Below are 22,383 nucleotides of genomic sequence, written 5' to 3'. Positions count from 1 at the left end.
GGAAAGGGCGCCGGGAATGCCTCCCGGCGGCCTCTTTTTCTTACAATCGACGCCCCTGCAAAACGGCGGGGCCGTATCAGCTGTCAGAGCTTGTCGGTCACCACGGTGGTGGTGGCGCCGGTCGGCTCCCTGGTGATCACCGGATCGGACCCGCCGCCCAGCAACGTGTTCACCGTGCGCTGATAGTCCTCCATGTCGAGACGGCCGTCGGAGCCTTCCGTCAGCTTGTTGATCTCGCGGACCATGCGCTTCTGATGGGTCTCGGTCTGCGCGCCGGTGGCATCGTTCTCCAGAACGATGTCGGCTGCCTCGTCCGGATTCTCGCGGGCATAGTCCCAGCCCTTCATGGAGGCGCGAACGAAGCGGGCCATCTTGTCGACGAAGGCCGGGTCGGAGAGCTTCTCCTCGACCACATAGAGCCCGTCCTCAAGGGTTGCGACGCCCTGGTCCTCATACTTGAAGAGCACCAGTTCGCTCTCCGGGATGCCCGCGTCGATGACCTGCCAATATTCGTTGTAGGTCATGGTCGAGATGCAGTCGGCCTGCTTCTGCAGCAGCGGGTCGACGTTGAAGCCCTGCTTCAGGACCTTCACGCCATTGTCGCTGCCATCGGTCGGGATGCCGAGCTGGCTCATCCAGGACAGGAACGGATACTCGTTGCCGAAGAACCAGACACCGAGCGTACGGCCACGGAAATCCTCCGGCTTGGTGACACCGGTTTCCTTCAGACAGGTCAGCATCATGCCGGACTTCTTGAACGGCTGGGCGATGTTGACGAGCGGCACGCCGCGCTCGCGGCTGGCCAGCGCCGAGGGCATCCAGTCGACGATCACGTCGGCGCCGCCGCCGGCAATCACCTGCGGCGGGGCGATGTCGGGACCACCCGGCTTGATCGTGACGTTCAGGCCTTCTTCATCGTAGAAGCCCTTGTCCTTGGCCACATAGTAGCCGGCAAACTGGCCCTGGGTGACCCATTTGAGCTGCAACGTCACGTCATCGGCCGCATGGGCCGGTCCGAAGGCAAAGGCAAGCGCTGCCGCGGCAAGCAAGGTCTTCTTCATGTCCTACTCCCTCTGGTGTGGCTTCCGCCGCCCGTTATCCCCGGACTGACGGATGCCAGAACGTGACCACCCGTTCGACGAGGGTCACCAATCCGTAGAAAAGAGATCCGGCCAGCGCCGCCACGGCGATCGAGGCCCAGACCATGTCGACATTCATCCGCCCCACCTCGGTGGAGATGCGAAAGCCCATGCCAACGATGGGCGTGCCGAAGAATTCGGCAACAATGGCCCCGATGAGGGCGAGCGTCGAGTTGATTTTCAAGGCATTGAAGATGAAGGGCATGGCCATCGGCAGCCGCATCTTGACCAGTGTCTGACGATAGTTTGCCGCATATGTGTGCATCAGGTCGTGCTGGATGCGGTCGGCGGCGGCAAGGCCGGTGACCGTGTTCACCAGCATCGGGAAGAAGGTCATGATGATGACCACCGCCGCCTTGGACGGCCAGTCGAAACCGAACCACATGACCATGATCGGGGCGACACCGATGATCGGCAGGGCCGACACCAGGTTGCCGATCGGCAGCAAGCCGCGGCGCAGGAACGGCACCCTGTCCACCAGGATGGCCACCAGGAAACCGGACCCGCAGCCGATGGCGTAGCCGACCAGCACGCCTTTCAGGAACGTCTGGCGGAAATCCGCCCACAGGATCGACGGCGAGGAAAGCAGCCGCGTCCAGATGTCGGCGGGCGCCGGCAGCAGCACCTTGGGAACGGCAAAGCCGACCACCAGCACCTGCCAGAGGATCAGAAGCCAGATGCCGAAGGACAGCGGAATGGCAAACGACACGAGCCGCCGCAGCAACGGGCTGCGCGGCGACAGGGCCGCCATCTCCTCCACCGAAAGCCAGGCCATCGCCCAGGCAACCGCGACATAGGCCCAGAAGCCGTGACCGGCCAGGCCCGGATGGCGCCCGACCAGGGTGATCAGGGTGAAGGCCAGCGCGTAGGAGACGCCGACAAGCGCGAGGACCGCGAGAGGCCCATGGAAGAAGCGGAACCGGTAAGGAGTGAGCACGAGGACCGCGGCAAACGCCGAAGCGGCAAGGAGCGGACTGTCGAACAGGCCCAGGGAAACGTTCTCGCCGGAAATCAGCGGCAACATGCTGGCCATCACGGCAAGGACGAGGGCGGCAGTCGAAAGCAGCCGCGTCACCGGCGACAGTTTCGCGCCCATGCCGAGCGAGTCCGGTCCGCCTGGAAGCTGTGCCGTGTTCATTGCGCCATCCCCATGCGCTTCAGGACGATCCGCTCAGTGACCCCGATCAGCGCAACCAGGGAGGCGGCGATGACTGCAGCGACGATCAGCGCCGACCAGATCTGCACTGTCTGGCCGTAATAGGAACCGGCGAGGAGGCGGGCGCCCAGCCCCGCGACGGCACCCGTGGGAAGCTCGCCGACGATGGCGCCGACGAGGCTTGCGGCAACACCGACCTTCATCGAGGCAAAGAGATAGGGCGCTGCGGAGGGCAGGCGCAGCTTCCACAGCGCCTGGGCCCGGCTTGCCGAATAGGTCTTCATCAGGTCGAGCTGGATGGTCTCGGGCGAGCGCAGCCCCTTGACCATGCCGACGGTCACCGGAAAGAACGAGAGGTAGGTGGATATCATCGCCTTGGGCAGCAGGCCGGAAATGCCGATCGCGTTGAGCACGACGATGATCATCGGCGCGATCGCCAGAATGGGGATCGTCTGCGAGGAGATCACCCAGGGCATCAGGCTCTTGTCGAGCACGCGGCTGTGCACCACGCCGATGGCGAGGACGATGCCGAGCCCGGTGCCGAGGACGAAGCCGAGCAGGGTCGAGGAGAGCGTGATCGAGCTGTGATAGATCAGGCTGCGCTTGGAGGTCACGGTCTTGTTGGCGGTCGTCTCCCAGATCTCCACGGCCACCTGATGCGGCGACGGCAGCACGGGCCGGTCCTGCGACAGCGTATCGGCGACAAGCTGCGCGAGCGGTGCATCCTCCACCCCGCCGCGCTTGTAGATGTCGCGCTGGAACGGCGTGTTGAGCATCACCGCCGCCAGATACCAGATCGCGATGATCGCCGCGACGACGACGATGACCGGCCCGGCCGTGCCACGCATCAGACCGGCGAAGGGCGATCGGCGGGAAGCGGGAAGCGCTGCGGAATTCATTGGCCCTCCACCTCCCGTTGGCCCTCCACCTCCCGTTCCATGCGCGCCAAAATCGCGCAGCGCATTGTCTCGGCCTGTTCCAGCGTCAAGCCGGACACCAGCCGCCGCGCCGCAGCCTCGCCAATCTTCACGTCAAGGCCGAAGCCGGGCCAGTCGACCGGCTTGGTCTTGGCCTTTCCATATTCCGTTTGCAGCGTCGAGACGCTCGACAGCGTGTTCAACGGCCATTTTCGGGTCGGCCCGAGGGGCACCCTTCCGATGCCGGGAAGCACCAGCATCGAGCTTGCCTCGATCTCCCTGCCGAGACGCAGCAGAACCACTCCGAAATTCACCCGCGCGAGCTCATAGAGCATGTAGCCGACGAGACCGACCATCAGCAGCGCGACAACATCGGCATGCGCCGCGACGTAGGTCGCCGTAGCCCCGCCAAGCAACACGACCGGAACGCCGCCGATGATCGTGGCGGCGGGCTTTTGACTGGAGACGACCGTGAAGAGGTCGCTATCGCCTTCACGGCCGCGCCGCATGACGGTCGTGTGCCAGCCGATCCGGTTTCGCATCGCCTCAATCATCATAGCTGTGCCCCGCCCTCAAGCCCTCGCGGACGCGGTGGGCGATCTTGAGGAATTCCGGCGTCTCGCGGATGTCGAGGGTGCGTTCGCGCGGCAGGTTGTTCTCGATCACGTCGTAGATGCGGCCCGGACGCGGACACAGCACCACGATCTTGGTCGACAGGAACACCGCTTCGGGGATCGAGTGGGTGACGAAGACCACCGTCTTGCTGGTCTTGGCCCACAGTTTCAGCAGCTGCTCGTTGAGGTGATCACGGACGATCTCGTCGAGCGCGCCGAAGGGCTCGTCCATCAGGAGCAGGTCCGGGTCGAAGGAGAGCGCGCGGGCGATGGAGGCCCGCTGCTGCATGCCGCCCGACAGCTGCCAAGGATACTTGCGCTCGAAGCCGGACAGATTGACCAGCTCCATGTTGCGGCGGATGCGCTCCTCCCGGTCGGCCTTCGAAAAGCCCATGATTTCCAGAGGCAGGGCGATGTTGTCGGCGATGGTTCGCCACGGGTAAAGGGCCGCCGCCTGGAAGATGTAGCCATAGGCGCGCTTCAGCCGGGCCTCGTCCGGCGTCATGCCGTTGACGGAGATCGAGCCGCCGGTCGGCGCCTCCAGGTCCGCGATCACCCGCAAAAGCGTGGTCTTGCCGCAGCCGCTCGGCCCGATGAAGGAGACGAAATCGCCGGCATCGATCCTGAGATCTATGTTGGACAGCGCGTGGACCGGCCCATCATTGGTCTCGAAGGTGAGCGAAAGCTTGGCGATGTCGATGACGGGCGATGCCGCCTCTTCCGCTGGCTGTCCTTGCATTCCGGCACTGTCTCCATCGATCCGCGGCCGCATGCCCCGCCGCCGCTGTCCTGCCTTGTCAATCCGTCCGCCTGCCGTGTCAGGAAAGCAAAGAGCGGGCCATTCCCGTCGGGAGAGCCCGCTCCCGGGCTCACACGCCGCTTTGCGGAATGCCCGAGCGCTCCACCTTGCGCGGCGCGGTCAGGTCCTTCCAGGTCGAAAGCGCCCTGTTGACCGCCTGGAACGGCTGGCGCGCGACGAACTGCCCATGACCCTCCCGGGTCTTCACCGCGCCGTCCTCGATCGCCACCTCGCCCCGGGTCAGCGTGAAGCGCGGCAGGCCCTTCACATGCTTGCCCTCGAACACATTGTAGTCGATGGCCGACTGCTGGTTCGACGCGGAAATCGTCTTTTCCCTCATTGGATCCCAGACGACGATATCGGCATCCGCCCCGACCAGGATCGCGCCCTTTTTCGGGTAGATGTTGAGGATCTTGGCGATGTTGGTGGAGGTGACGGCGACGAATTCGTTCATCGTCAGCCGGCCGGTGGCGACCCCTTGCGTCCACAACATCGGCATGCGGTCTTCCAGACCGCCAGTGCCGTTGGGGATCTTGGTGAAGTCGCCAAGGCCGGTACGCTTCTGCTCCGTGGTGAAGGCGCAGTGGTCGGTCGCCACCACCTGCAGCGTGCCGGCCTGCAGGCCGGCCCACAGGCTGTCCTGGTGCTTCTTGTCGCGGAAGGGCGGCGACATCACCCGCCGTGCGGCATGGTCCCAGTCGGCGTTCCTGTATTCGCTGTCGTCGAGCGTCAGGTGCTGGATCAGCGGCTCGCCATAGCAGCGGATGCCGTTCTGCTTGGCCCGGCGGATCGCCTCATGCGCCTGCTCGGACGAGGTGTGCACCACATAAAGCGGCACGCCGGCCATGTCGGCGATCATGATCGCCCTGTTGGTGGCCTCGCCCTCGACCTCGGCCGGGCGCGAATAGGCATGCGCTTCCGGGCCGTTGTTGCCCTCGGCCATCAGCTTGGCCTGAAGCTGGGCGACCACATCGCCGTTTTCGGCATGCACCATCGGCAATGCGCCAAGCTCGGCGCAGCGCTGGAAGGAGGCGAACATCTCGTCGTCATCCACCATCAGCGCACCCTTGTAGGCCATGAAATGCTTGAAGGTGTTGATGCCCTTGTCGCGGACAACCGTCTCCATCTCGTTGAAGACCTGCTCGCCCCACCATGTGACCGCCATATGGAAGGAATAGTCGCAATTGGCCCGTGTCGACTTGTTGTCCCACATGGTCAGCGCCTCGAGCAGCGACTGGCCGGGCGCCGGCAGGCAGAAATCGACCACCATCGTCGTGCCGCCGGCAAGGCCCGCGCGCGTGCCGCTTTCGAAGTCATCGGCCGAATAAGTGCCCATGAAGGGCATTTCCAGATGCACATGCGGGTCGATGCCGCCCGGCATCACGTAGCAGCCGGCGGCATCGAGCACCTCGTCGCCGGTCAGGTTCGGGCCGATCTCGACGATGCGTCCGCCCTCGATCTTCACATCCGCTTCGTAGCTGAGGTCCGCGGTGACGACCGTGCCACCCTTGATCACTTTGCTGGCCATGTCTGGTTCCCTCTCGTGTTCCGGTGTGTCTGGCCGCCGGGATACGTCGCTTCCCGGCCGTTCCTCCGGTTTTTGCCCCTACGGCTCGTAGGTCGCGAGCCTTGCGCCGAAGCCGAGAAACACGACCCCGGTGATGCCCTTGATCCAGCGCTGGAACGTCCCGCTGCGTGCCGCTGCCGCAAGCCGCGAGAAAGCCATCACCATCAGGCTGAACCAGACGAGATTGAGCATCGAATGGATGAAGACCAGCGTGAACGTGTTGGCCGGCGTCGCCAGCCCGGGCGGCAGGAATTGCGGGAAGGCCGCAAGGTAGAACATCGAGACCTTCGGGTTGAGCGCGTTGGTCAGCAACCCTTCCCAATAGGCAATCACCAGCGTGCGCCGGCGCCGCGCCGGGGAGATGTCGGTCGGGGCAATGGCGCCGCGCCACGCGTCCCGCAACGCCTTGACGCCGATCCAGCACAGATAGGCGGCGCCCAGCATCTTCACCGCGAAGAACAGTTCCGCAGAGCGGACCAGAAGGACCGAAACGCCGAACACCACCAGCGCGCCATGCAGGTAGAAGGCGGTGATGAAGCCGGCGATATTGGCAAAACCCGCCAGCCGGCCCGAGGTCGGCACGGTGCGCGCGATGAGCACGCCGTTGGGGCCCGGCGACATCACCAAGAGCCCGGCAACCGCGACAAAGGAAAGCACTATCGAAAGATCCATTCACCTGCCCCCAGTTGGCGACGACTGACGCCTATTCCGCGATTTCCGCCGCTTCCAGCACCGCATGCAGCAGCACGTCGGCGCCGGCCCGCGCCCAGTCCTTCGTGATGTCCTCGGCCTCGTTGTGCGACAGCCCGTCGACGCAGGGGCACATGATCATCGCCGTCGGCGCGACCCTGTTGACCCAGCAGGCATCATGGCCGGCGCCCGAGATGATGTCCTGATGCGAGTAGCCGAGTTTCTCGGCCGCATTGCGCACGGCTTTGACGCAGGTCTCGTCGAAGGTGACCGGATCGAAGTGACCCACCGCCTCGATGGTAACCGAAAGTCCCAGGTCCTCGGCGATCTTCGGCGCCCCGGCCTCGAACTCCGCCTTCATCGCATCAAGCGTCTCCTGATCGGGCGAGCGGAAATCGATGGTGAAGACCACCTTGCCGGGAATGACGTTGCGCGAATTGGGGTGGACGTCGCAATGGCCGATGGCGCCGACGGCGCGCGGCTGGTGCCGCATGGCGATCTCGTGCACCAGTTCGGTCATGCGCGCCATGCCGAGACCGGCATTCCTGCGCATCGGCATGGGCGTCGAGCCCGTGTGGCTGTCCTTGCCGGTAACGGTGACCTCCAGCCACCACAGGCCCTGGCCGTGGGTGACGACACCGATGTCCTTGCCCTCGGCCTCCAGGATCGGTCCCTGCTCGATATGCAGCTCGAACATGGCGTGGATCTTGTCCTTGCGCGCGCCGACCTCCTCGTCGCCGACCCAGCCGATGCGCTTCAGCTCCTCGCCGACAGTCTTGCCGTCCGCGTCCTTGCGGGCATAGGCCCAGTCGAGGTCATGCACGCCGGCAAAGACGCCGGAGGCGAGCATGGCGGGCGCGAAACGCGTGCCTTCCTCGTTGGTCCAGTTGGTGAGCACGATCGGCCGGCGCGTCCTGATGTCGAGGTCGTTGAGGGCACGGATGACTTCCAGTCCGCCCAGAACGCCAAGCACGCCGTCATACTTGCCGCCCGTCGGCTGGGTGTCGAGGTGGGAGCCCATATAGACCGGATCGGCGTCCGGGTCGGTGCCGGGCCGCGTCATGAACATGTTGCCCATCGTGTCGACGCCCATGGTCAGGCCCGCCGCCTCGCACCAGGCCTGAAAGAGCTTGCGGCCCTCGTTGTCGGCATCGGTCAGCGTCTGGCGGTTGTTGCCGCCGGCAACGCCGGGCCCGATCTTCGCCATCTCCATCAGGCTGTCCCAGAGGCGGTCGGGATCGATCCGGAGATTCTGGCCCGGTGCTGCTGCCATCGTGCGCGCTCCTATTTCAGTTCGGTTTCGATGAAGGACATCGTCGCCGTGCCCTCGTTGATGACGTTGTGCTCGACGCCCTCGTCGCGCCGGTAAACGGTGCCGGCCGGGACCAGGACCGGGCGGCTGGCGCCGCCCTGCTCCTCCAGCAGCATGTGGCAGTCGGTCAGCGTCGTGATCACGTAGTCCAGCCCATGACGATGCCAACCCGTCTCCGCGCCGGGCGCGAAGTCGAAGCGGGTGACGCGCACCTTCGCGTCATCGATCAGGGTCGTGGCCTTGGCCGTGGCACGATGCATCCCGGCTCACTCCATATTCGGGAACGTATAGACCGCGCCGTCCTTGATGCCGGCCGGCCAGCGCGTCGTCACCGTCTTCAGCCGCGTGTTGAAGCGCACGCCCTCCGCACCGTAGATCGAATGATCGCCGAACAGCGAGCGCTTCCAGCCGCCGAAGGAGAAATAGGCGACCGGCACCGGGATCGGCACGTTGATGCCGACCATGCCGACCTCGATCCGGTCGGCAAAGGCGCGCGCGGCATCGCCGTCGCGGGTGAAGATCGCCGTGCCGTTGCCGTATTCGTGCTCGTTGATCAGCGTCAGGGCCTCCTCGTAGCCCTTGGCGCGCACCACCGACAGAACCGGACCGAAGATCTCCTCCTTGTAGATCGTCATGTCCTTCGTCACCCGGTCGAACAGGGTGCCGCCGACGAAATAGCCGTTTTCATAGCCTTGCAGCGAGAACCCGCGACCGTCGACGAGAAGCTCGGCACCTTCCTTCTCGCCCTGGTCGATATAGCCGAGCACCTTGCGCATGTGCTGTTCGGTAACCACCGGCCCCATCTCGGCGTCCTTGTCGGTCGCCGGCCCGATCTTCAGCGCCTGGACGCGGGGCACGAGTTTTTCCACCAGACGGTCGGCGGTCTCCTGACCGATGGGCACCGCCACGGAAATCGCCATGCAGCGCTCGCCGGCCGAGCCGTAGCCCGCGCCCATCAGCGCGTCGGCGGCCTGGTCCATGTCCGCATCCGGCATGACGATCATGTGGTTCTTGGCGCCGCCCAGCGCCTGCACGCGCTTTCCGTGCGCGGTGCCGGTCGAATAGACATACTCGGCAATCGGCGTGGAGCCGACGAAGGACACCGCCTTGACGTCCGGGTGGGTGAGGAGGACGTCGACCGCCTCCTTGTCGCCATGCACGACGTTCAGGACGCCGTCGGGAAAGCCCGCCTTCTGGAAGAGATCGTAGACGACCATCACGGCCGACGGATCGCGCTCCGACGGTTTCAGGATGAAGGTGTTTCCGCAGGCAACCGCGATCGGATACATCCACAAGGGCACCATGGCCGGGAAGTTGAACGGCGTGATGCCGGCGACGACGCCAAGCGGCTGGCGGTCGGAATAGCTGTCGATCGCCGGCCCGACATTGCGGGCGAACTCGCCCTTCAGCAGATGCGGGATGCCGCAGGCGAATTCCACCACCTCGATGCCGCGCGCGACCTCGCCAAGCGCGTCGTCATGGGTCTTGCCGTGCTCGGCGGAGACCGCCCGGGCGATGTCCTCGGCATGTGCGGTGAGCAGCTCCTTGAAGCGGAACATCATCCGCGCGCGTTTCAGCGGCGGGGTATCGCGCCAGGACGGGAAGGCCGCCTTCGCGGCGGCGATGGCCTCGGAGACTTCTGCCGCCGTCGACAGCGGCAGCGTCGCCGACTGCTCGCCGGTGGCGGGATTGAACACGCCCTGCGTGCGGGTCGAGCGGGAAACGGCACGCTGGCCGCCGATGGCATTCTCGATGGTGGTCATGGTCTGTCCCGGTCGGAGCTGAAGTCCGGTTTCAGTCGAGGCTTTCCAGCACGTCGCGGATCGTGTCGACGAGTTGGTCGATGTGACCCTTCTCGATGATCAGCGGCGGGGAAAGGGCGATGATGTCGCCGGTGGTGCGGATCAGCACGCCCGCCTCGTAGGCTTTCAGGAAGGCGGAAAAGGCGCGCTTGGTCGGTTCGCCGGCAATCGGCTGCAGCTCTATGGCGCCGATCAGGCCGATATTGCGGATGTCGATGACATGACGGGCGCCCTTCAGCGAATGCAGCGCGTCGGCCCAGTAGGGACCGAGTTCCGCCGCCCGGGTCAAGAGGCCTTCCTCCTCGTAGGTGTCGAGCGTGCCGAGCGCCGCCGCGCAGGCGACCGGATGGCCGGAATACGTGTAGCCGTGGAAGAACTCGATCAGGTGCTCGGGGCCCGTCATGAAGGCCTCGTGCACATGGCTGGCGCAGAACACCGCACCCATCGGGATGACGCCGTTGGTGATGCCCTTGGCCGTCGTCACCAGATCCGGGACGACGCCGAAATGGTCGACGGCGAAGGGTGAGCCGAGACGGCCGAACCCGGTGATCACCTCGTCGAAGATCAGCAGGATGCCGTGCTGGTCGCAAATGGCCTTCAATCGCTCCAGATAGCCCTTGGGCGGGATGAGCACGCCGGTGGAGCCGGCGACCGGCTCGACGATGACGGCGGCGATGGTCGAGGCGTCGTGCAGCTGGATCAGCCGGATCAGCTCCTCGGCATATTCGGCGCCGCTCTCCGGCTGCCCGCGCGTCCAGGCGTTGCGGGCGAGGTCATGGGTGTGCGGCAGGTGATCGACACCGCCGAGCAGCGTGCCGAACATCTTGCGATTGGCGACGATGCCGCCAACGGAGATGCCGCCGAAATTGACGCCGTGATATCCGCGTTCGCGGCCGATCAGGCGCGTTCTTGACCCTTCGCCGCGCACACGGTGATAGGCGATCGCCATCTTCAGCGCGGTCTCGACGGATTCCGATCCGGAATTGGTGAAGAACACATGATCGAGGGGCGAGGGCATCAGCGCAGACAGACGCGCCGCCAGCTCGAAGGCGTGCGGATGGCCCATCTGGAAGGCCGGCGCATAGTCGAGTTCGGCGATCTGGCGCTGTACGGCTTCGGTGATGCGGGGCCGCGCGTGGCCCGCATTGCAGCACCACAGGCCGGCGGTGCCGTCGAGCACGTCGCGGCCGTCAGCCGTCTTGTAGAACATGCCTTCGGCGCCGACGAAGAGCCGCGGGTTCTGCTTGAACTGGCGGTTCGCCGTGAACGGCATCCAGAAGGCGTCGAGATTGTTGCTGGTAAGCGCCGGCTTCGACATGTTGCTCCCCCCGTCGCGCGCGCCCGGTCACGGGACGCGGCGCACCTGTGTGACTGCGTTGCGGCCGGACCGGATCGGCTGCCTCCGGCCTTGCAGGCGAAGTCCCGCATGGCGCCGGGCAGGCTCGCCACCGTCGGCCGGTTCCCGTGCCCGGATATCGCGAGAGGACATGCGCCGTACCTCGACGCGAATGCGTCCGGCGCGGCTGCGCGTTTCTGTTGCCCGGGCGGCCGGCTGCCCTGCCTGAGCATCGAGGCGATCCGGCCGGAATCTGGAAGTGCGCGGCCATCGGTCTTGTTGGTTCGGTGCCGAAGGTCCGCTGCGTCTTTAGCCATTGCGCCAGGCTGAAAAACCTGACCAAATGGTCAAATCGAGCCTAGGAAGGCTTGACCATCCGGTCAAGATCAATTTTCGGACCAGCTGCCGAATTGGCAGTCACGGACGAGACGGTCCAAGCAACGGGCCGAACAATGGTCCAAACAAAGGGCCAAGCAACGGCCAGGAGCGATGCGCGGCAGCGACAGGACACACAAGAGCGCCATCCGGGCGGAGAACGAGCGCACGATCCTCAGGGCGGCCGAGGAAGTCTTTGGCGAAAGCGGCTTTCGCGGCGCCACGACCGGCATGATCGCCGACCGCGCCGGCCTGCCCAAGGCGAACCTGCACTATTATTTCCCGACCAAGGAAGCGCTCTACCGCCGCGTCGTGGAGCATATTTTCAACATCTGGCTGGACGCCGCCAATTCCTTCGACGAGAGCGACGATCCGGTCGAGGCGCTGACCGCCTATATCTCCAAGAAGATGGACATCTCGCGCGAGCATCCGATGGGATCGAAGGTCTGGGCCAACGAGATCCTGCACAAGGCGCCGGTGATCCAGGACTATCTTGAAACCACGCTGCGCGACTGGACGGCCTCGCGCGTTGCCGTGATCGAACGCTGGATCGCGGAAGGCAAGATCGCTCCGGTCAACCCGGAATATCTTCTCTACATGATCTGGGCGACCACACAGCACTACGCCGATTTCAACCACCAGATCGATACGCTGAACGGAGGGGCGCCGCTTGACGATGCCCAGTTCGAGGAGGCGAAGAGGACGGTGACCGGCATCATTCTGGCAGGGATCGGAGCCACGGGGCCCGCGCGTCGCGATGCACCCGCGCAGCTCGCCCCGGCAGGCGAAGCGGCCACGCCGGCGGGAGAATAGGCAGGGACCATGGACAGCACCGCCCCGCAGCAGGACACCCCGCCACGCACCCGCATTCAGGAGAAGAACCGGGCGCGCATCCTCGATGCGGCGCTTGCCGTCTTTTCGCGCTTCGGTTACCGCGGCGCCCGCGTCGACCAGATCGCCGAGGACGCGGGCATGTCGAAGTCGAACCTGCTCTACTATTTCGGCTCCAAGTCGGAGATCTACAAGGCGGTGCTGGCCGATCTGCTCGACCGCTGGCTGGCGCCCTTGCGCACCCTCGATCCGGACGGAGATCCGCGAACGGAACTTGCCGCCTATATCGAGCAGAAATTGCGCTTCTCGGCCGAATATCCGGAAGCCTCGCGGCTCTTCGCCAACGAGGTCATGCAGGGCGCGCCGATGATCCGCGACGTCCTGGAAGGCCCGCTGAAGAGCCTGGTCGACGAGAAGTCGGAGGTGCTGCGCCACTGGGCGGCACGCGGCCGGATACGGCCCGTCGATCCGCATCATCTCATTTTCCTGATCTGGGCGACGACCCAGACCTATGCCGATTTCGCCCCGCAGATCGAGGCGATCACCGGCACCGGCATCGACGATCCGAAGTTCCGCAAGGAAGCCCTCGCCTCGCTCACCGACCTGATCTTCGGCGGCTTGCTGCCGCGCGCTTGATCTTGGCCTTGCGGCTTGTATCCTGCGTTTCGACGGCGGGCGCGCGGTCGCGGATCCGATTGGCGGGTCGCATGGCGCCTTGCCACAGGACGGGAGATTCCATGCGCAAGGCCCTTCTCATTGCCGGCATGCTGTTGCTTGCGACCGGAACCGCGGAAGCCGCCAAGTGCGGCAACAATGCCAAGGGGTTTCCCACGTGGCTTGCCGCCTTCAAGCGCGAGGCAGTCGCTTCGGGCATCTCAAGCCGCACGGTCGAGGCCGCGCTCGGCAACATGACCTACAACGCCAAGGTCATTCGGCTCGACCGCAACCAGAAATCCTTCAAGCTTTCGTTCGAGCAGTTCCTCGCCCGGCGCGCGCCGCCCTCGACGATCGCCATGGGCAAGCGCCGGATGCAGCAGCATGCAAGGGTGCTCGACCGGGTCGAGCGCAAATACGGCGTGCCCAAGGAGATCATCGTGTCCATCTGGGGGCTGGAATCCGGCTTCGGCGGCTTCATGGGCAACATCCCGATTTTCTCCTCGCTCTCGGCGCTCGCCTATGATTGCCGTCGCTCGGCCTTCTTCACCAATGAGCTGATGAGCGCCCTGAGGATCGCCGACCGGGGCCAGATGCGGATTTCCGACATGAAGGGTGCCTGGGCCGGAGAGATCGGCCAGACCCAGTTCCTGGCCTCCAGCTACGAGCGCTTTGCTGTCGATTTCGACGGCGACGGGCGCCCCAACCTGATCCGCAGCACGCCGGACGTCTTTGCCTCGACCGCGAATTTCCTGCGCCAGCACGGCTGGAGCAAGGGCGGCGACTGGTCGCCGGGCACCCGCAATTACGGCGTTCTGAAGGACTGGAACCGGGCCGAGGTCTATCGCAAGACCATTGCCCATTTCGCCACGCAGCTTCGTCGCTAGCGGCAGGTCGACGGGCCTCGCGACCGGTCCGGCACTGCAGGAGGCCGGCGCTGCAGGAGGATGGTCGCGACGGCCGTCACCAGCACGCCGGCAACCGTCCACAGGCCCGGCCAGGATGCGCCCAGCGCCAGCGTCTCGGCCAGCACGAAGGACGGCAGCAGATAGGTGTAGGCCATCACCGGTCCGGACGGCAGGCGGAGGCTCGCATAGGTGGCGCAGAAGAAGCTCGTCGCTGTCGGAAACACCGCGAGATAGGCGATCCCGGCATAGACGGACAGGGGCACCGCGCTCCAGTCCGTCGCCGCCAGTTCCTCGCGGCCATAGGCCAGAAGCATCACGGCCCCGCAGACCAGGATCCAGAAGTTGAAATGCTCCAGCGGCTCACCCTTGTTGAAGAGCCGCATCAAGGGGGCATAGAAGGCGTAGGCGGCAACACCCACGAGGTAGATCCGCTCGCCTTCGCCGAACTCGAGACGGGCGAGCCGCGAGAGATCCGAGCCGAACAGCACGAGCAGTGCCCCGGCCGCACCCACCGCCAGACAGATGGCCTGGAACCGTGAAATCCGCTGGCCGAGAAGCATCAGGCCGGCAAGGGCTGTAAATGCCGGCAGCAGCGTGAAGACCGCTCCGGCATTGAGCGCGCTCGTCAGTCGCAGCGCCTCGAACATGGTCACGAAGAATATGTCGAGCAGCAGCGCGATCAGAAAATAGACCGGCAGCCGCGCAAGCTTCGGCCGATGCCATTGCCGCTTGACGGTCGCCATGCCGGCGAAGATCGCGGCGGCGATGGAGAAGCGCAAGGCGGTGAGCACGGCCGGGTCGAGCGCGGCGGTGATGGCATGTCCGACCGGGAAGGACGTGGAGACGAGAAACACGAAACCGAGCATCGCCACATGAGCGCGCCCGGTTTCGTCCGTCTGCGGCGCGGTGCCGACCGTCACCGCACCCGCCTTGTCACGCAAAGGCTCATTCAGCTGCGTCCTGCACCCGGTTGGGGTTGTTCGGATGGGTCGTCCAGTTGGCATAGGCCGGATCGATCTTGCGGCCCGTGCGGGGGTCGGATCCGTCCGTCAGCTGTTCCATGGTGATGCAGTCCTCGACCGGGCAGACCGAGACGCACAGGTTGCAGCCGACGCATTCCTCGTCGATGACCTCGAAGTGCCGCAACCCGTCCTTCATCGAGGTGATCGCCTGGTGAGAGGTGTCCTCGCAGGCGATATGGCATCGGCCGCACTGGATGCAGGCGTCCTGGTCGATGCGCGCCTTGACCACATAGTTCAGGTTGAGCTGCTGCCAGTCGGTGACGTTGGGCACGGCGCGGCCGACAAACTGGTCGACCGAGGTGTAGCCCTTCTCGTCCATCCAGTCCGAGAGGCCGTCGATCATGTCCTCGACCACGCGGAAGCCGTAGACCATCGCTGCGGTGCAGACCTGAACCGTTCCGGCGCCCAGCGCCATGAACTCCGCCGCATCGCGCCAGTCGGTGACCCCGCCGATGCCGGATATCGGCAGGCCGCGCATCTGCGGATCGCGGGCGATCTCCGCCACCATGTTGAGGGCGATCGGCTTCACCGCCGGCCCGCAATAGCCGCCATGGGCACCGCGCCCGTCGATTGTCGGGTTGGGCGCCATCGCGTCGAGATCGACCGAGACGATGGAGTTGATCGTGTTGATCAGCGACACGGCATCGGCCCCGCCGGCATGCGCCGCGCGGGCCGGATTGCGGATGTCGGTGATATTCGGCGTCAGCTTGACGATCACAGGCATGCGTGTGTGCTGCTTGCACCAGCGGGTGACCATTTCGATGTATTCGGGCACCTGGCCGACGGCCGACCCCATGCCGCGCTCCGACATGCCGTGCGGGCAGCCGAAATTGAGCTCGACGCCATCGGCCTCCGTCTCCTCGACGCGGCGCAGGATATCGACCCAGTTCTGCTCCTCGCAGGGCACCATCAGGGAAACCACCAGCGCCCGGTCGGGCCAGTCGCGCTTGACCTGCTTGATCTCGCGCAGGTTCACCTCGAGCGGGCGGTCGGTGATCAGTTCGATATTGTTGAACCCGATGACGTTGCGGTCACGGCCGTGGACGGCGCCGTAGCGCGGGCCGTTGACGTTGACCACCGCCGGGTCTTCGCCGAGCGTCTTCCAGACGACCCCGCCCCAGCCCGCCTTGAAGGCGCGCACGACGTTGTATTCCTTGTCGGTCGGCGGCGCGGAGGCGAGCCAGAACGGATTGGGCGACTTGATGCCGAGAAAATTGGTGCTGAGATCGGCCATTTCGAAAACCTCCCCACGGATGTTTCGGGGGTGAAAGGGAATGCGCGAGACGCGGGGTTTGGCGTCAGGCTCCGAGCGCCGCGTGGATTGCGGCGGCGGCAATCTTGCCATCCTCGACTGCGGCGACCGTGAGGTCCTCGCCGCCTTCGATACAGTCTCCGCCTGCCCACACGTCAGGCAGCGACGTGCGGCGATCCGCGTCCACCTCGATGCGCCCGCCATCGAGCGCCAGTGCGTCGGCGCCGCCGAGCCCGTCCGGCATGAAGGTCTGTCCGATGGCCTTGAAGACCTGGTCCGCTTCCAGCGTCACGGTCTCGCCCGTGCCCGACAACCGGCCGGAACTGTCGGCGACGACCCGCTCCAGTTCGATGGCGCGCACGTGTCCGGCCTCGCCGACCAGGCGTTTCGGGGCCAGACACTCGCGAATGACGACGCCATTGGTGAGCGCGACTTCCTGCTCGTAGGCGCTGGCCTTCATTGCCTCGCGGTCGCGCCGGTAGGCGATGGTCACCTCCTCGGCGCCAAGGCGCTTGGCCTGCACGGCAATGTCGATGGCCGTCATGCCGCCGCCGATGACCACGACCTTGCGGCCGATGGGCAGTGTCGCGAGATCGGGCGCCTGGCGAAGCTCGGCGATGTAGGCAACCGCGTCGATGACGCCGGCCAGATCCTCGCCTTCCGCCCTGAGTGCGTTGACGCCGGCAAGCCCCATGCCGAGGAACACCGCGTCATGGTCGCGGCGCAGGGCCTCGAGCGTGATGTCGCGCCCAAGTACCTTGTTGCACTCCACCGAGATGCCGCCGATGGAGAGGACGAAATCGACCTCGTCCTGGGCGAAATCGTTGGTGGTCTTGTAGGCGGCGATGCCGAACTCGCTCAGGCCGCCGAGCTTCGGCCGGGCCTCAAAGATGGTGACGTCGTGGCCCTGGCGCGCCAGGGCATGGGCACAGGAAAGACCCGCAGGACCGCCGCCGACCACGGCGACATGCTTGCCGGTCGGTGCAGCGCGTTCATAGGGGTGCTTTTCGGCGCGTTCGAAATAGGTGTCCGTCGCATGCCGCTGCAGCAGGCCGATCGCAACCGGCTTGTCCTCCGCGAGATTGCGAACGCAGGCCTCTTCGCAGAGCGTCTCCGTCGGGCAGACGCGGGCGCACATGCCGCCGAGGATGTTCTGCTCGAAGATCGTCTTCGCCGAGCCGAGCGGGTTGCCGGTCGAGATCTGCCGGATGAATTTCGGAATGTCGATCGAGGTCGGACAGGCGATCGTGCAGGGCGCGTCGTAGCAGAAATAGCAGCGATCCGCCTCGACCCGCGCCTCGTGCACGCCGAGCGGCGGGTGCAGGTCGTCGAAATTCTCCAGATAGTCGTCCGCCGTCAGGCGCCCCGCGCGAATGTCGGGACTAACGAGCGCGTCAGCCATGGCTGCACCTCCGCATTGGCCGGACCGTCCCTGACGGCTGCCCGGCACTGATTTACCCCTCTGGACCGGCCGGCGTTCGATCGGAGCCGATGGAACGTCTGGAAGGCCGGTCGACCTCAAAGTCCGGAGCGACGTTTCCGTCTCCGGCGAAAGCCGGATGCTCCAGGGCGCGGGACGTGCGGTTTCGCGGTTCTTTTCGGGACCGGAAGGGGCCCCGTGTCGTCCAGCGCCAACTCTGGCGATTGCATGCGGCCCGCGCCTCGTTCACCGGGTGCGGGTCCGTCGAAATTCATTGGGCCGAATTTTGACCAAATAGTCAAATTTTTTGTCATCCCCCTGTCCGCCAGCGTGCCGCGACGGCAATCCGCCAGGGCTTGGCCCCGACTTCCGAGCGTGCGATATCGGGCCAGCGGCGCGGCCTGCAGGCGCCATCCAGCCAGGGAGATACACCGTGACCCGACCCGTTCTTTATGACTACTGGCGCTCCTCGGCGAGCTACCGGGTGCGGATCGCGCTCAACCTGCTTGGCCTCGAGCACGACACGGTCGCCGTCAACCTGCTGACCGGCGCGCACCGGGCTGACGACAATCTGGCGCGCAATCCGCAAGGCCTCGTTCCGACACTGGCGGTCGACGGCCACGACCTCACCCAGTCGCTGGCGATCATCGAGTATCTGCACGAGACCCATCCCGAGACATCGTCACTGATGCCGGGTGATGCCGGCGGCCGGCACCGGGTGCGGGCGCTTGCCCACGCCATCGCCATGGAGATCCACCCCGTCTGCAACCTTTCGGTCGCCTCGCACGTGGCCGATCTCACCGGAGGCGGCGATGCCGCCAAGGCGGCCTGGATGCAGACCTTCATCTCGAAGGGCCTTTCGGCGCTGGAACGGATGCTCGACGATCCCGCAACCGGACGGTTCTGCCATGGCGACACGCCGACACTGGCCGATCTCTGCCTTGTGCCGCAGATGTACAACGCCCGGCGCTGGGGCATCGACCTGGCGCCGCTGCCGCGGCTCGTTGCCATCGACGCGGCCTGCAACGACCTCCCGGCCTTTGCCGATGCCCATCCGGACCGGATCGGCCCGCCGCCGGCCTAGGGCGCGTCTGGTCGTATTTGCGGTTTCGGATTTGCGCGATTTTGCGCAGCGAGCGCTTTGCCGGGCCGCAAGGGCGGACTAGTCTGCGCTGCATGAACGACCCCGTCCCGACCGCCGGTACTCAACCGGTTCCGCCCGTCGTGCCCTTCTCGTTCCTGCTTGCCGCGCAATTCCTCGTTGCGGCGGCCGGCCTCGTGGTGGAGATCGTCGCCGGACGCATGCTGGCGCCTTACGTCGGCATGTCGCTCTACACGTGGACGGCCGTCATCGCCGTGGTGCTTGCCGGCTTTTCCGCCGGGCACTGGGCCGGCGGCCTCGTCGCCGACCGACCGGCCCGCTCGGGTCTGGGCTGGCTGGCGATTTCCGGCGCGCTCGGCGCGGTTGCCACCATCGCCGTCCTGCCACTGCTCCGCCATCTTTCCGGCCCGGTCCTGTCGACGCTCGCGGACCCGGTTTCCGGCATTGTCGCGCTGACCGGCCTGCTGTTCTTTCTGCCCTCCTTCGCAGCCGGCATTCCCTCGCCGATCCTGGCGCGCCTCGCCATCGAGGGGCGCGCGCAAAGCGGTCGCGCGCTCGGAGCCCTGCATGCGATCTCGGCCATCGGCGCGATCGCCGGCACACTGGCCGCAGGCTATGTCTTCATCTCCTGGCTCGGCAGCGCCTGGACACTGATCGCGGTGGCCGGCGCCTATGCCTGTTTCGCTCTCGCCTGCCTGTGGATGGCACGCCGCGCGCGGGCGGACGACGGTGGCGTCATCCTGCGGACCGGCCTTGCCGCAACCGTGCTGTCGATTGCGGCGGTCACGGCGGGACCGGCATTGACGACGGGTGCCTGCAAGGTGGAGAGCCGCTACTACTGCATTCGCTCGCTCGACGTCACGGCGGATTTCGGCGCGCCAACGCGCCTGATGGTGCTTGATCACCTGGGTCACGGCATCAACGTGCTGGACGATCCGGCGCGGCTGGTCATGCCCTATGCCGCGATCATCGACACCGTGACCCGCGCGCGCCTCGGCGGTCTTCCGGATCGGGCCTATTTCATCGGGGGCGGCTCGCTGACCCTGCCCCGGGCCTGGACGACAGAGGCCTCCCGGCCCGGCCTTGTCGTCGCCGAAATCGATCCGCAGGTGACCCGTGTCGCGGCGTCGGACTTCGGGGTAGACCCGTCGCGTTTCACCGTCCGGCACGGCGACGCCCGTGCCCTGCTTCACGGACACACGGATCTGCAAGTCGTCGTCGGGGACGCTTTCACCGACATCGCGGTTCCCGCGCATCTGGTGACGCGCGAATTCTATTCGCAGGTCGGCCTGGCGCTCGGGCCGGACGGCTTCTACGCGATGAACCTGATAGACCACATGGACCGGTTGCAGGCGCTCGCCGCAACCGTTCGCACCCTGCGTGCCGTCTTCGACACGGTCGAGGTCTGGGTGGAGGCGGAGGATTTCACTGCCGGCGGACGCACCACATTCGTGCTCGTTGCCGGCCGCGATCCCACACCGCAGGCGCGCTTCGTTCTGCCTCCGGACGCTCCGGGAGCCGCCGGCCGCATTCTCGGACGCATGCCGGCGGAACGAATCGATACGCTGGTGGCGGCGCTCGATCCGCCGCTCCTTACCGACGACTACGTGCCGATCGACCGGCTCATGGGGCCGAAGCCCTGATCGGCCTCCGGCTTGATACCGGCACGCGCCGACGCCACTTCTCGATGCGTGCGAACAACGGGAGACCAACCGACCGATGCTGATCACCACGACCAACACGCTGCAGGGCCGCGAGATTTCCGACTACAAGGGAATTGTCACGGGCGAGGCCATTCTCGGCGCCAACATCTTCAAGGACCTTTTTGCCGGCATCCGCGACATCGTCGGCGGCCGGTCCGGCGCCTATGAAGAGGAGTTGATGAAGGCTCGCGAGATTGCGCTCGACGAGATGCAGCAGCGCGCAGCGCAGCTTGGCGCCAACGCCGTGATCGGTGTCGATCTCGACTACGAAACGGTCGGCCAGAACGGGTCGATGCTGATGGTCAGCGCGACCGGAACGGCCGTCATCGTGCGCTGAGCGCCGGGCCTGACAAGGCACAACGGCGGGACCAGGGTCCCGCCGTTGTGCATGTCCCGGGACCTCCGCCACACGGGCGACCCGATCACTCCAGTCCGTCGAACAGCGCCGTGGACAGGTAACGCTCGGCGAAGGAAGGGATGATCACGACGATCCGCTTGCCCTTCATTTCGGGGCGCGCGCCGACCTTCAGCGCCGCCGCCAGCGCCGCGCCCGAGGAGATGCCGACCGGCAGGCCCTCGATGCGGGCGGCCTTGCGGGCCAGCTCGAACGCCTCGTCATTGGCGACGGTGACCACTTCGTCATAGGCCTTGGTGTTGAGCACGCCCGGCACGAAACCGGCGCCGATGCCCTGGATCTTGTGCGGGCCGGGGGTGCCGCCGGACAGGATCGGGCTGTCGGTCGGTTCGACGGCGACAACATGGAGGTCCGGGTTTCGCTGTTTCAGCACATCGCTCACACCGGTGATCGTGCCGCCGGTGCCGATGCCGGAGACGAACACATCGACCTTGCCGCCGGTGTCGTTCCAGATCTCCTCGGCCGTCGTGCGGCGGTGGATCGCCGGATTGGCCGGGTTCTCGAACTGCTGCGGCATCACCGCGCCGTCGATCTCGCCGAGCAGTTCCTCAGCCCGGGCGATCGCGCCCTTCATGCCCTTCGGCCCCTCGGTCAGCTCCAGCTCCGCACCGAGCAGTTTCAGCATCTTGCGCCGCTCGATGGACATGGTCTCGGGCATCACCAGAATCAGCCGGTAGCCCTTGGCGGCAGCGACAAACGCAAGCGCGATGCCGGTGTTGCCGGAGGTCGGTTCGACCAGGGTCGTCTTGCCGGGGACGATCTTGCCGTCAGCCTCCAGCGCCTCGATCATCGAGACACCGATGCGGTCCTTGACGCTGGCGATCGGGTTGAAGAATTCGAGCTTGCCGAGAATTTCCGCCTCGACGCCGGCATCCTGCGCAAGCCGGTCGAGCCGGACAAGGGGCGTGTCGCCGATGGTCTCGGTGATCGAGGCATAGATGCGGCCGCGGCCGGGTTTCTTGTCGCTCATGCGAGGCTCCCTGCTTGGCCGGGCCGCGTCGCGCCCGGCATCTCGTTCTCCTGTCAATCTAGGCACTGACCGTGGCGCTGGCGAGACCCCTTGCCGGCCAGCCTTTCCGGAAAATTGGAACGGGATACCCGAAATCACCCTGTTTCAGGAACGAGATTTCACACCAAGTCCGCAAGTGCCATGAGAGACAGGGTCAGTGGTGCCCGGTCGATCCGAACCCGCCCTCGCCCCGGCGCGTCTCGTCGAGAGCGGAAACCTCGACGAGGCTTGCCCGGGAAACAGGTGCGACCACCATCTGGGCGATGCGGCTGCCGCGCTCCACGGTGAAGGGCTCGTGGCCGAGATTGATCAGGATCACCTTGATCTCGCCGCGATAATCGGAATCGACGGTTCCCGGCG

At 65.8% G+C, this 22,383-nt stretch carries 22 protein-coding genes; 6 read left to right on the top strand and 16 right to left on the bottom strand.

The features are described from left to right. Nucleotides 1–83: 83 nt before the first annotated feature. From ACN0T5_RS13255 to ACN0T5_RS13205, 11 genes are all read right to left on the bottom strand, one after another. Nucleotides 84–1,061 carry an ABC transporter substrate-binding protein gene (locus tag ACN0T5_RS13255; RefSeq protein ID WP_417769078.1) on the bottom strand — a complete coding sequence of 326 codons (978 nt, stop codon included), beginning with the start codon at nucleotides 1,059–1,061 and terminating at the stop codon, nucleotides 84–86. 34 nt (nucleotides 1,062–1,095) lie between these two features. Continuing rightward, nucleotides 1,096–2,163, bottom strand: coding sequence for an ABC transporter permease (locus tag ACN0T5_RS13250; protein WP_417769101.1), 1,068 nt, complete (start codon nucleotides 2,161–2,163; stop codon nucleotides 1,096–1,098). Nucleotides 2,164–2,273: 110 nt separating this feature from the next. After that, nucleotides 2,274–3,194: an ABC transporter permease gene (locus ACN0T5_RS13245; RefSeq protein ID WP_417769077.1), complete on the bottom strand. Its 921-nt coding sequence runs from the start codon at nucleotides 3,192–3,194 to the stop codon at nucleotides 2,274–2,276. Further along, nucleotides 3,191–3,754 carry a hypothetical protein gene (locus ACN0T5_RS13240; RefSeq protein ID WP_417769076.1) on the bottom strand — a complete coding sequence of 188 codons (564 nt, stop codon included), beginning with the start codon at nucleotides 3,752–3,754 and terminating at the stop codon, nucleotides 3,191–3,193. The genes ACN0T5_RS13245 and ACN0T5_RS13240 overlap by 4 nt, the downstream gene beginning before the upstream one ends. A 4-nt stretch (nucleotides 3,755–3,758) precedes the next feature. Then, nucleotides 3,759–4,565, bottom strand: coding sequence for an ABC transporter ATP-binding protein (locus tag ACN0T5_RS13235; RefSeq protein ID WP_417769075.1), 807 nt, complete (start codon nucleotides 4,563–4,565; stop codon nucleotides 3,759–3,761). A gap of 130 nt (nucleotides 4,566–4,695) precedes the next feature. After that, nucleotides 4,696–6,153, bottom strand: a complete 1,458-nt coding sequence (gene hydA, locus ACN0T5_RS13230; protein WP_417769074.1) for a dihydropyrimidinase — start codon at nucleotides 6,151–6,153, stop codon at nucleotides 4,696–4,698. A 78-nt stretch (nucleotides 6,154–6,231) separates the two neighbouring features. Further along, on the bottom strand, nucleotides 6,232–6,864 hold the full coding sequence (locus ACN0T5_RS13225) for a LysE family translocator (protein ID WP_417769073.1): 633 nt from the start codon (nucleotides 6,862–6,864) through the stop codon (nucleotides 6,232–6,234). Nucleotides 6,865–6,895: 31 nt separating this feature from the next. Continuing rightward, entirely contained in the window at nucleotides 6,896–8,155 is a 1,260-nt protein-coding gene (locus tag ACN0T5_RS13220) for a Zn-dependent hydrolase (RefSeq protein ID WP_417769072.1), read from the bottom strand. An 11-nt stretch (nucleotides 8,156–8,166) separates the two neighbouring features. Further along, nucleotides 8,167–8,454, bottom strand: coding sequence for a cupin domain-containing protein (locus tag ACN0T5_RS13215; protein ID WP_417769071.1), 288 nt, complete (start codon nucleotides 8,452–8,454; stop codon nucleotides 8,167–8,169). Nucleotides 8,455–8,460: 6 nt separating this feature from the next. Next, nucleotides 8,461–9,957 carry a CoA-acylating methylmalonate-semialdehyde dehydrogenase gene (locus ACN0T5_RS13210; RefSeq protein WP_417769070.1) on the bottom strand — a complete coding sequence of 499 codons (1,497 nt, stop codon included), beginning with the start codon at nucleotides 9,955–9,957 and terminating at the stop codon, nucleotides 8,461–8,463. Between the two features lie 31 nt (nucleotides 9,958–9,988). Continuing rightward, a complete protein-coding gene (locus ACN0T5_RS13205; RefSeq protein WP_417769069.1) occupies nucleotides 9,989–11,314 on the bottom strand; it encodes an aspartate aminotransferase family protein in 1,326 nt (441 codons plus the stop codon). Between the two features lie 507 nt (nucleotides 11,315–11,821). Here ACN0T5_RS13205 and ACN0T5_RS13200 point away from each other — a divergent pair. The 3 genes from ACN0T5_RS13200 to ACN0T5_RS13190 all read left to right on the top strand — a co-directional run bounded on the left by ACN0T5_RS13200 (nucleotide 11,822) and on the right by ACN0T5_RS13190 (nucleotide 14,079). Continuing rightward, nucleotides 11,822–12,520: a TetR/AcrR family transcriptional regulator gene (locus ACN0T5_RS13200; RefSeq protein ID WP_417769068.1), complete on the top strand. Its 699-nt coding sequence runs from the start codon at nucleotides 11,822–11,824 to the stop codon at nucleotides 12,518–12,520. Between the two features lie 9 nt (nucleotides 12,521–12,529). Continuing rightward, on the top strand, nucleotides 12,530–13,174 hold the full coding sequence (locus ACN0T5_RS13195; protein ID WP_417769067.1) for a TetR family transcriptional regulator C-terminal domain-containing protein: 645 nt from the start codon (nucleotides 12,530–12,532) through the stop codon (nucleotides 13,172–13,174). A gap of 101 nt (nucleotides 13,175–13,275) precedes the next feature. Further along, a complete protein-coding gene (locus ACN0T5_RS13190; RefSeq protein WP_417769066.1) occupies nucleotides 13,276–14,079 on the top strand; it encodes a lytic murein transglycosylase in 804 nt (267 codons plus the stop codon). Here the strand turns inward: ACN0T5_RS13190 and ACN0T5_RS13185 are convergent. The 3 genes from ACN0T5_RS13185 to ACN0T5_RS13175 all read right to left on the bottom strand — a co-directional run bounded on the left by ACN0T5_RS13185 (nucleotide 14,076) and on the right by ACN0T5_RS13175 (nucleotide 17,776). Then, entirely contained in the window at nucleotides 14,076–15,041 is a 966-nt protein-coding gene (locus tag ACN0T5_RS13185; RefSeq protein ID WP_417769065.1) for a DMT family transporter, read from the bottom strand. The genes ACN0T5_RS13190 and ACN0T5_RS13185 overlap by 4 nt on opposite strands. 4 nt (nucleotides 15,042–15,045) lie before the next feature. Then, entirely contained in the window at nucleotides 15,046–16,356 is a 1,311-nt protein-coding gene (gene preA / locus ACN0T5_RS13180) for an NAD-dependent dihydropyrimidine dehydrogenase subunit PreA (protein ID WP_417769064.1), read from the bottom strand. A gap of 64 nt (nucleotides 16,357–16,420) precedes the next feature. Beyond that, nucleotides 16,421–17,776: an NAD(P)-dependent oxidoreductase gene (locus ACN0T5_RS13175; RefSeq protein WP_417769063.1), complete on the bottom strand. Its 1,356-nt coding sequence runs from the start codon at nucleotides 17,774–17,776 to the stop codon at nucleotides 16,421–16,423. 451 nt (nucleotides 17,777–18,227) lie between these two features. Here ACN0T5_RS13175 and maiA point away from each other — a divergent pair, with 451 nt between their 5' ends. The 3 genes from maiA to ACN0T5_RS13160 all read left to right on the top strand — a co-directional run bounded on the left by maiA (nucleotide 18,228) and on the right by ACN0T5_RS13160 (nucleotide 20,936). Further along, nucleotides 18,228–18,878, top strand: a complete 651-nt coding sequence (gene maiA, locus ACN0T5_RS13170) for a maleylacetoacetate isomerase (protein WP_417769062.1) — start codon at nucleotides 18,228–18,230, stop codon at nucleotides 18,876–18,878. 92 nt (nucleotides 18,879–18,970) lie between these two features. After that, on the top strand, nucleotides 18,971–20,539 hold the full coding sequence (locus tag ACN0T5_RS13165) for a fused MFS/spermidine synthase (protein WP_417769061.1): 1,569 nt from the start codon (nucleotides 18,971–18,973) through the stop codon (nucleotides 20,537–20,539). 76 nt (nucleotides 20,540–20,615) lie between these two features. Continuing rightward, nucleotides 20,616–20,936, top strand: coding sequence for a heavy metal-binding domain-containing protein (locus ACN0T5_RS13160; RefSeq protein ID WP_417769060.1), 321 nt, complete (start codon nucleotides 20,616–20,618; stop codon nucleotides 20,934–20,936). Nucleotides 20,937–21,021: 85 nt separating this feature from the next. Here the strand turns inward: ACN0T5_RS13160 and cysK are convergent, their stop codons facing one another. Continuing rightward, nucleotides 21,022–21,984: a cysteine synthase A gene (gene cysK, locus ACN0T5_RS13155; RefSeq protein ID WP_417769059.1), complete on the bottom strand. Its 963-nt coding sequence runs from the start codon at nucleotides 21,982–21,984 to the stop codon at nucleotides 21,022–21,024. Between the two features lie 193 nt (nucleotides 21,985–22,177). Further along, nucleotides 22,178–22,383 (bottom strand): dUTP diphosphatase (dut, locus tag ACN0T5_RS13150; protein WP_417769058.1); only part of this gene is annotated, 206 nt, incomplete at its 5' end.

The organism is Stappia sp. (genome assembly GCF_048261845.1).
Taxonomy (GTDB): domain Bacteria; phylum Pseudomonadota; class Alphaproteobacteria; order Rhizobiales; family Stappiaceae; genus Stappia.
The sequence above is the reverse complement of the archived record's forward strand: the minus strand, read 5'-3'. Positions and strand labels throughout refer to the sequence as shown.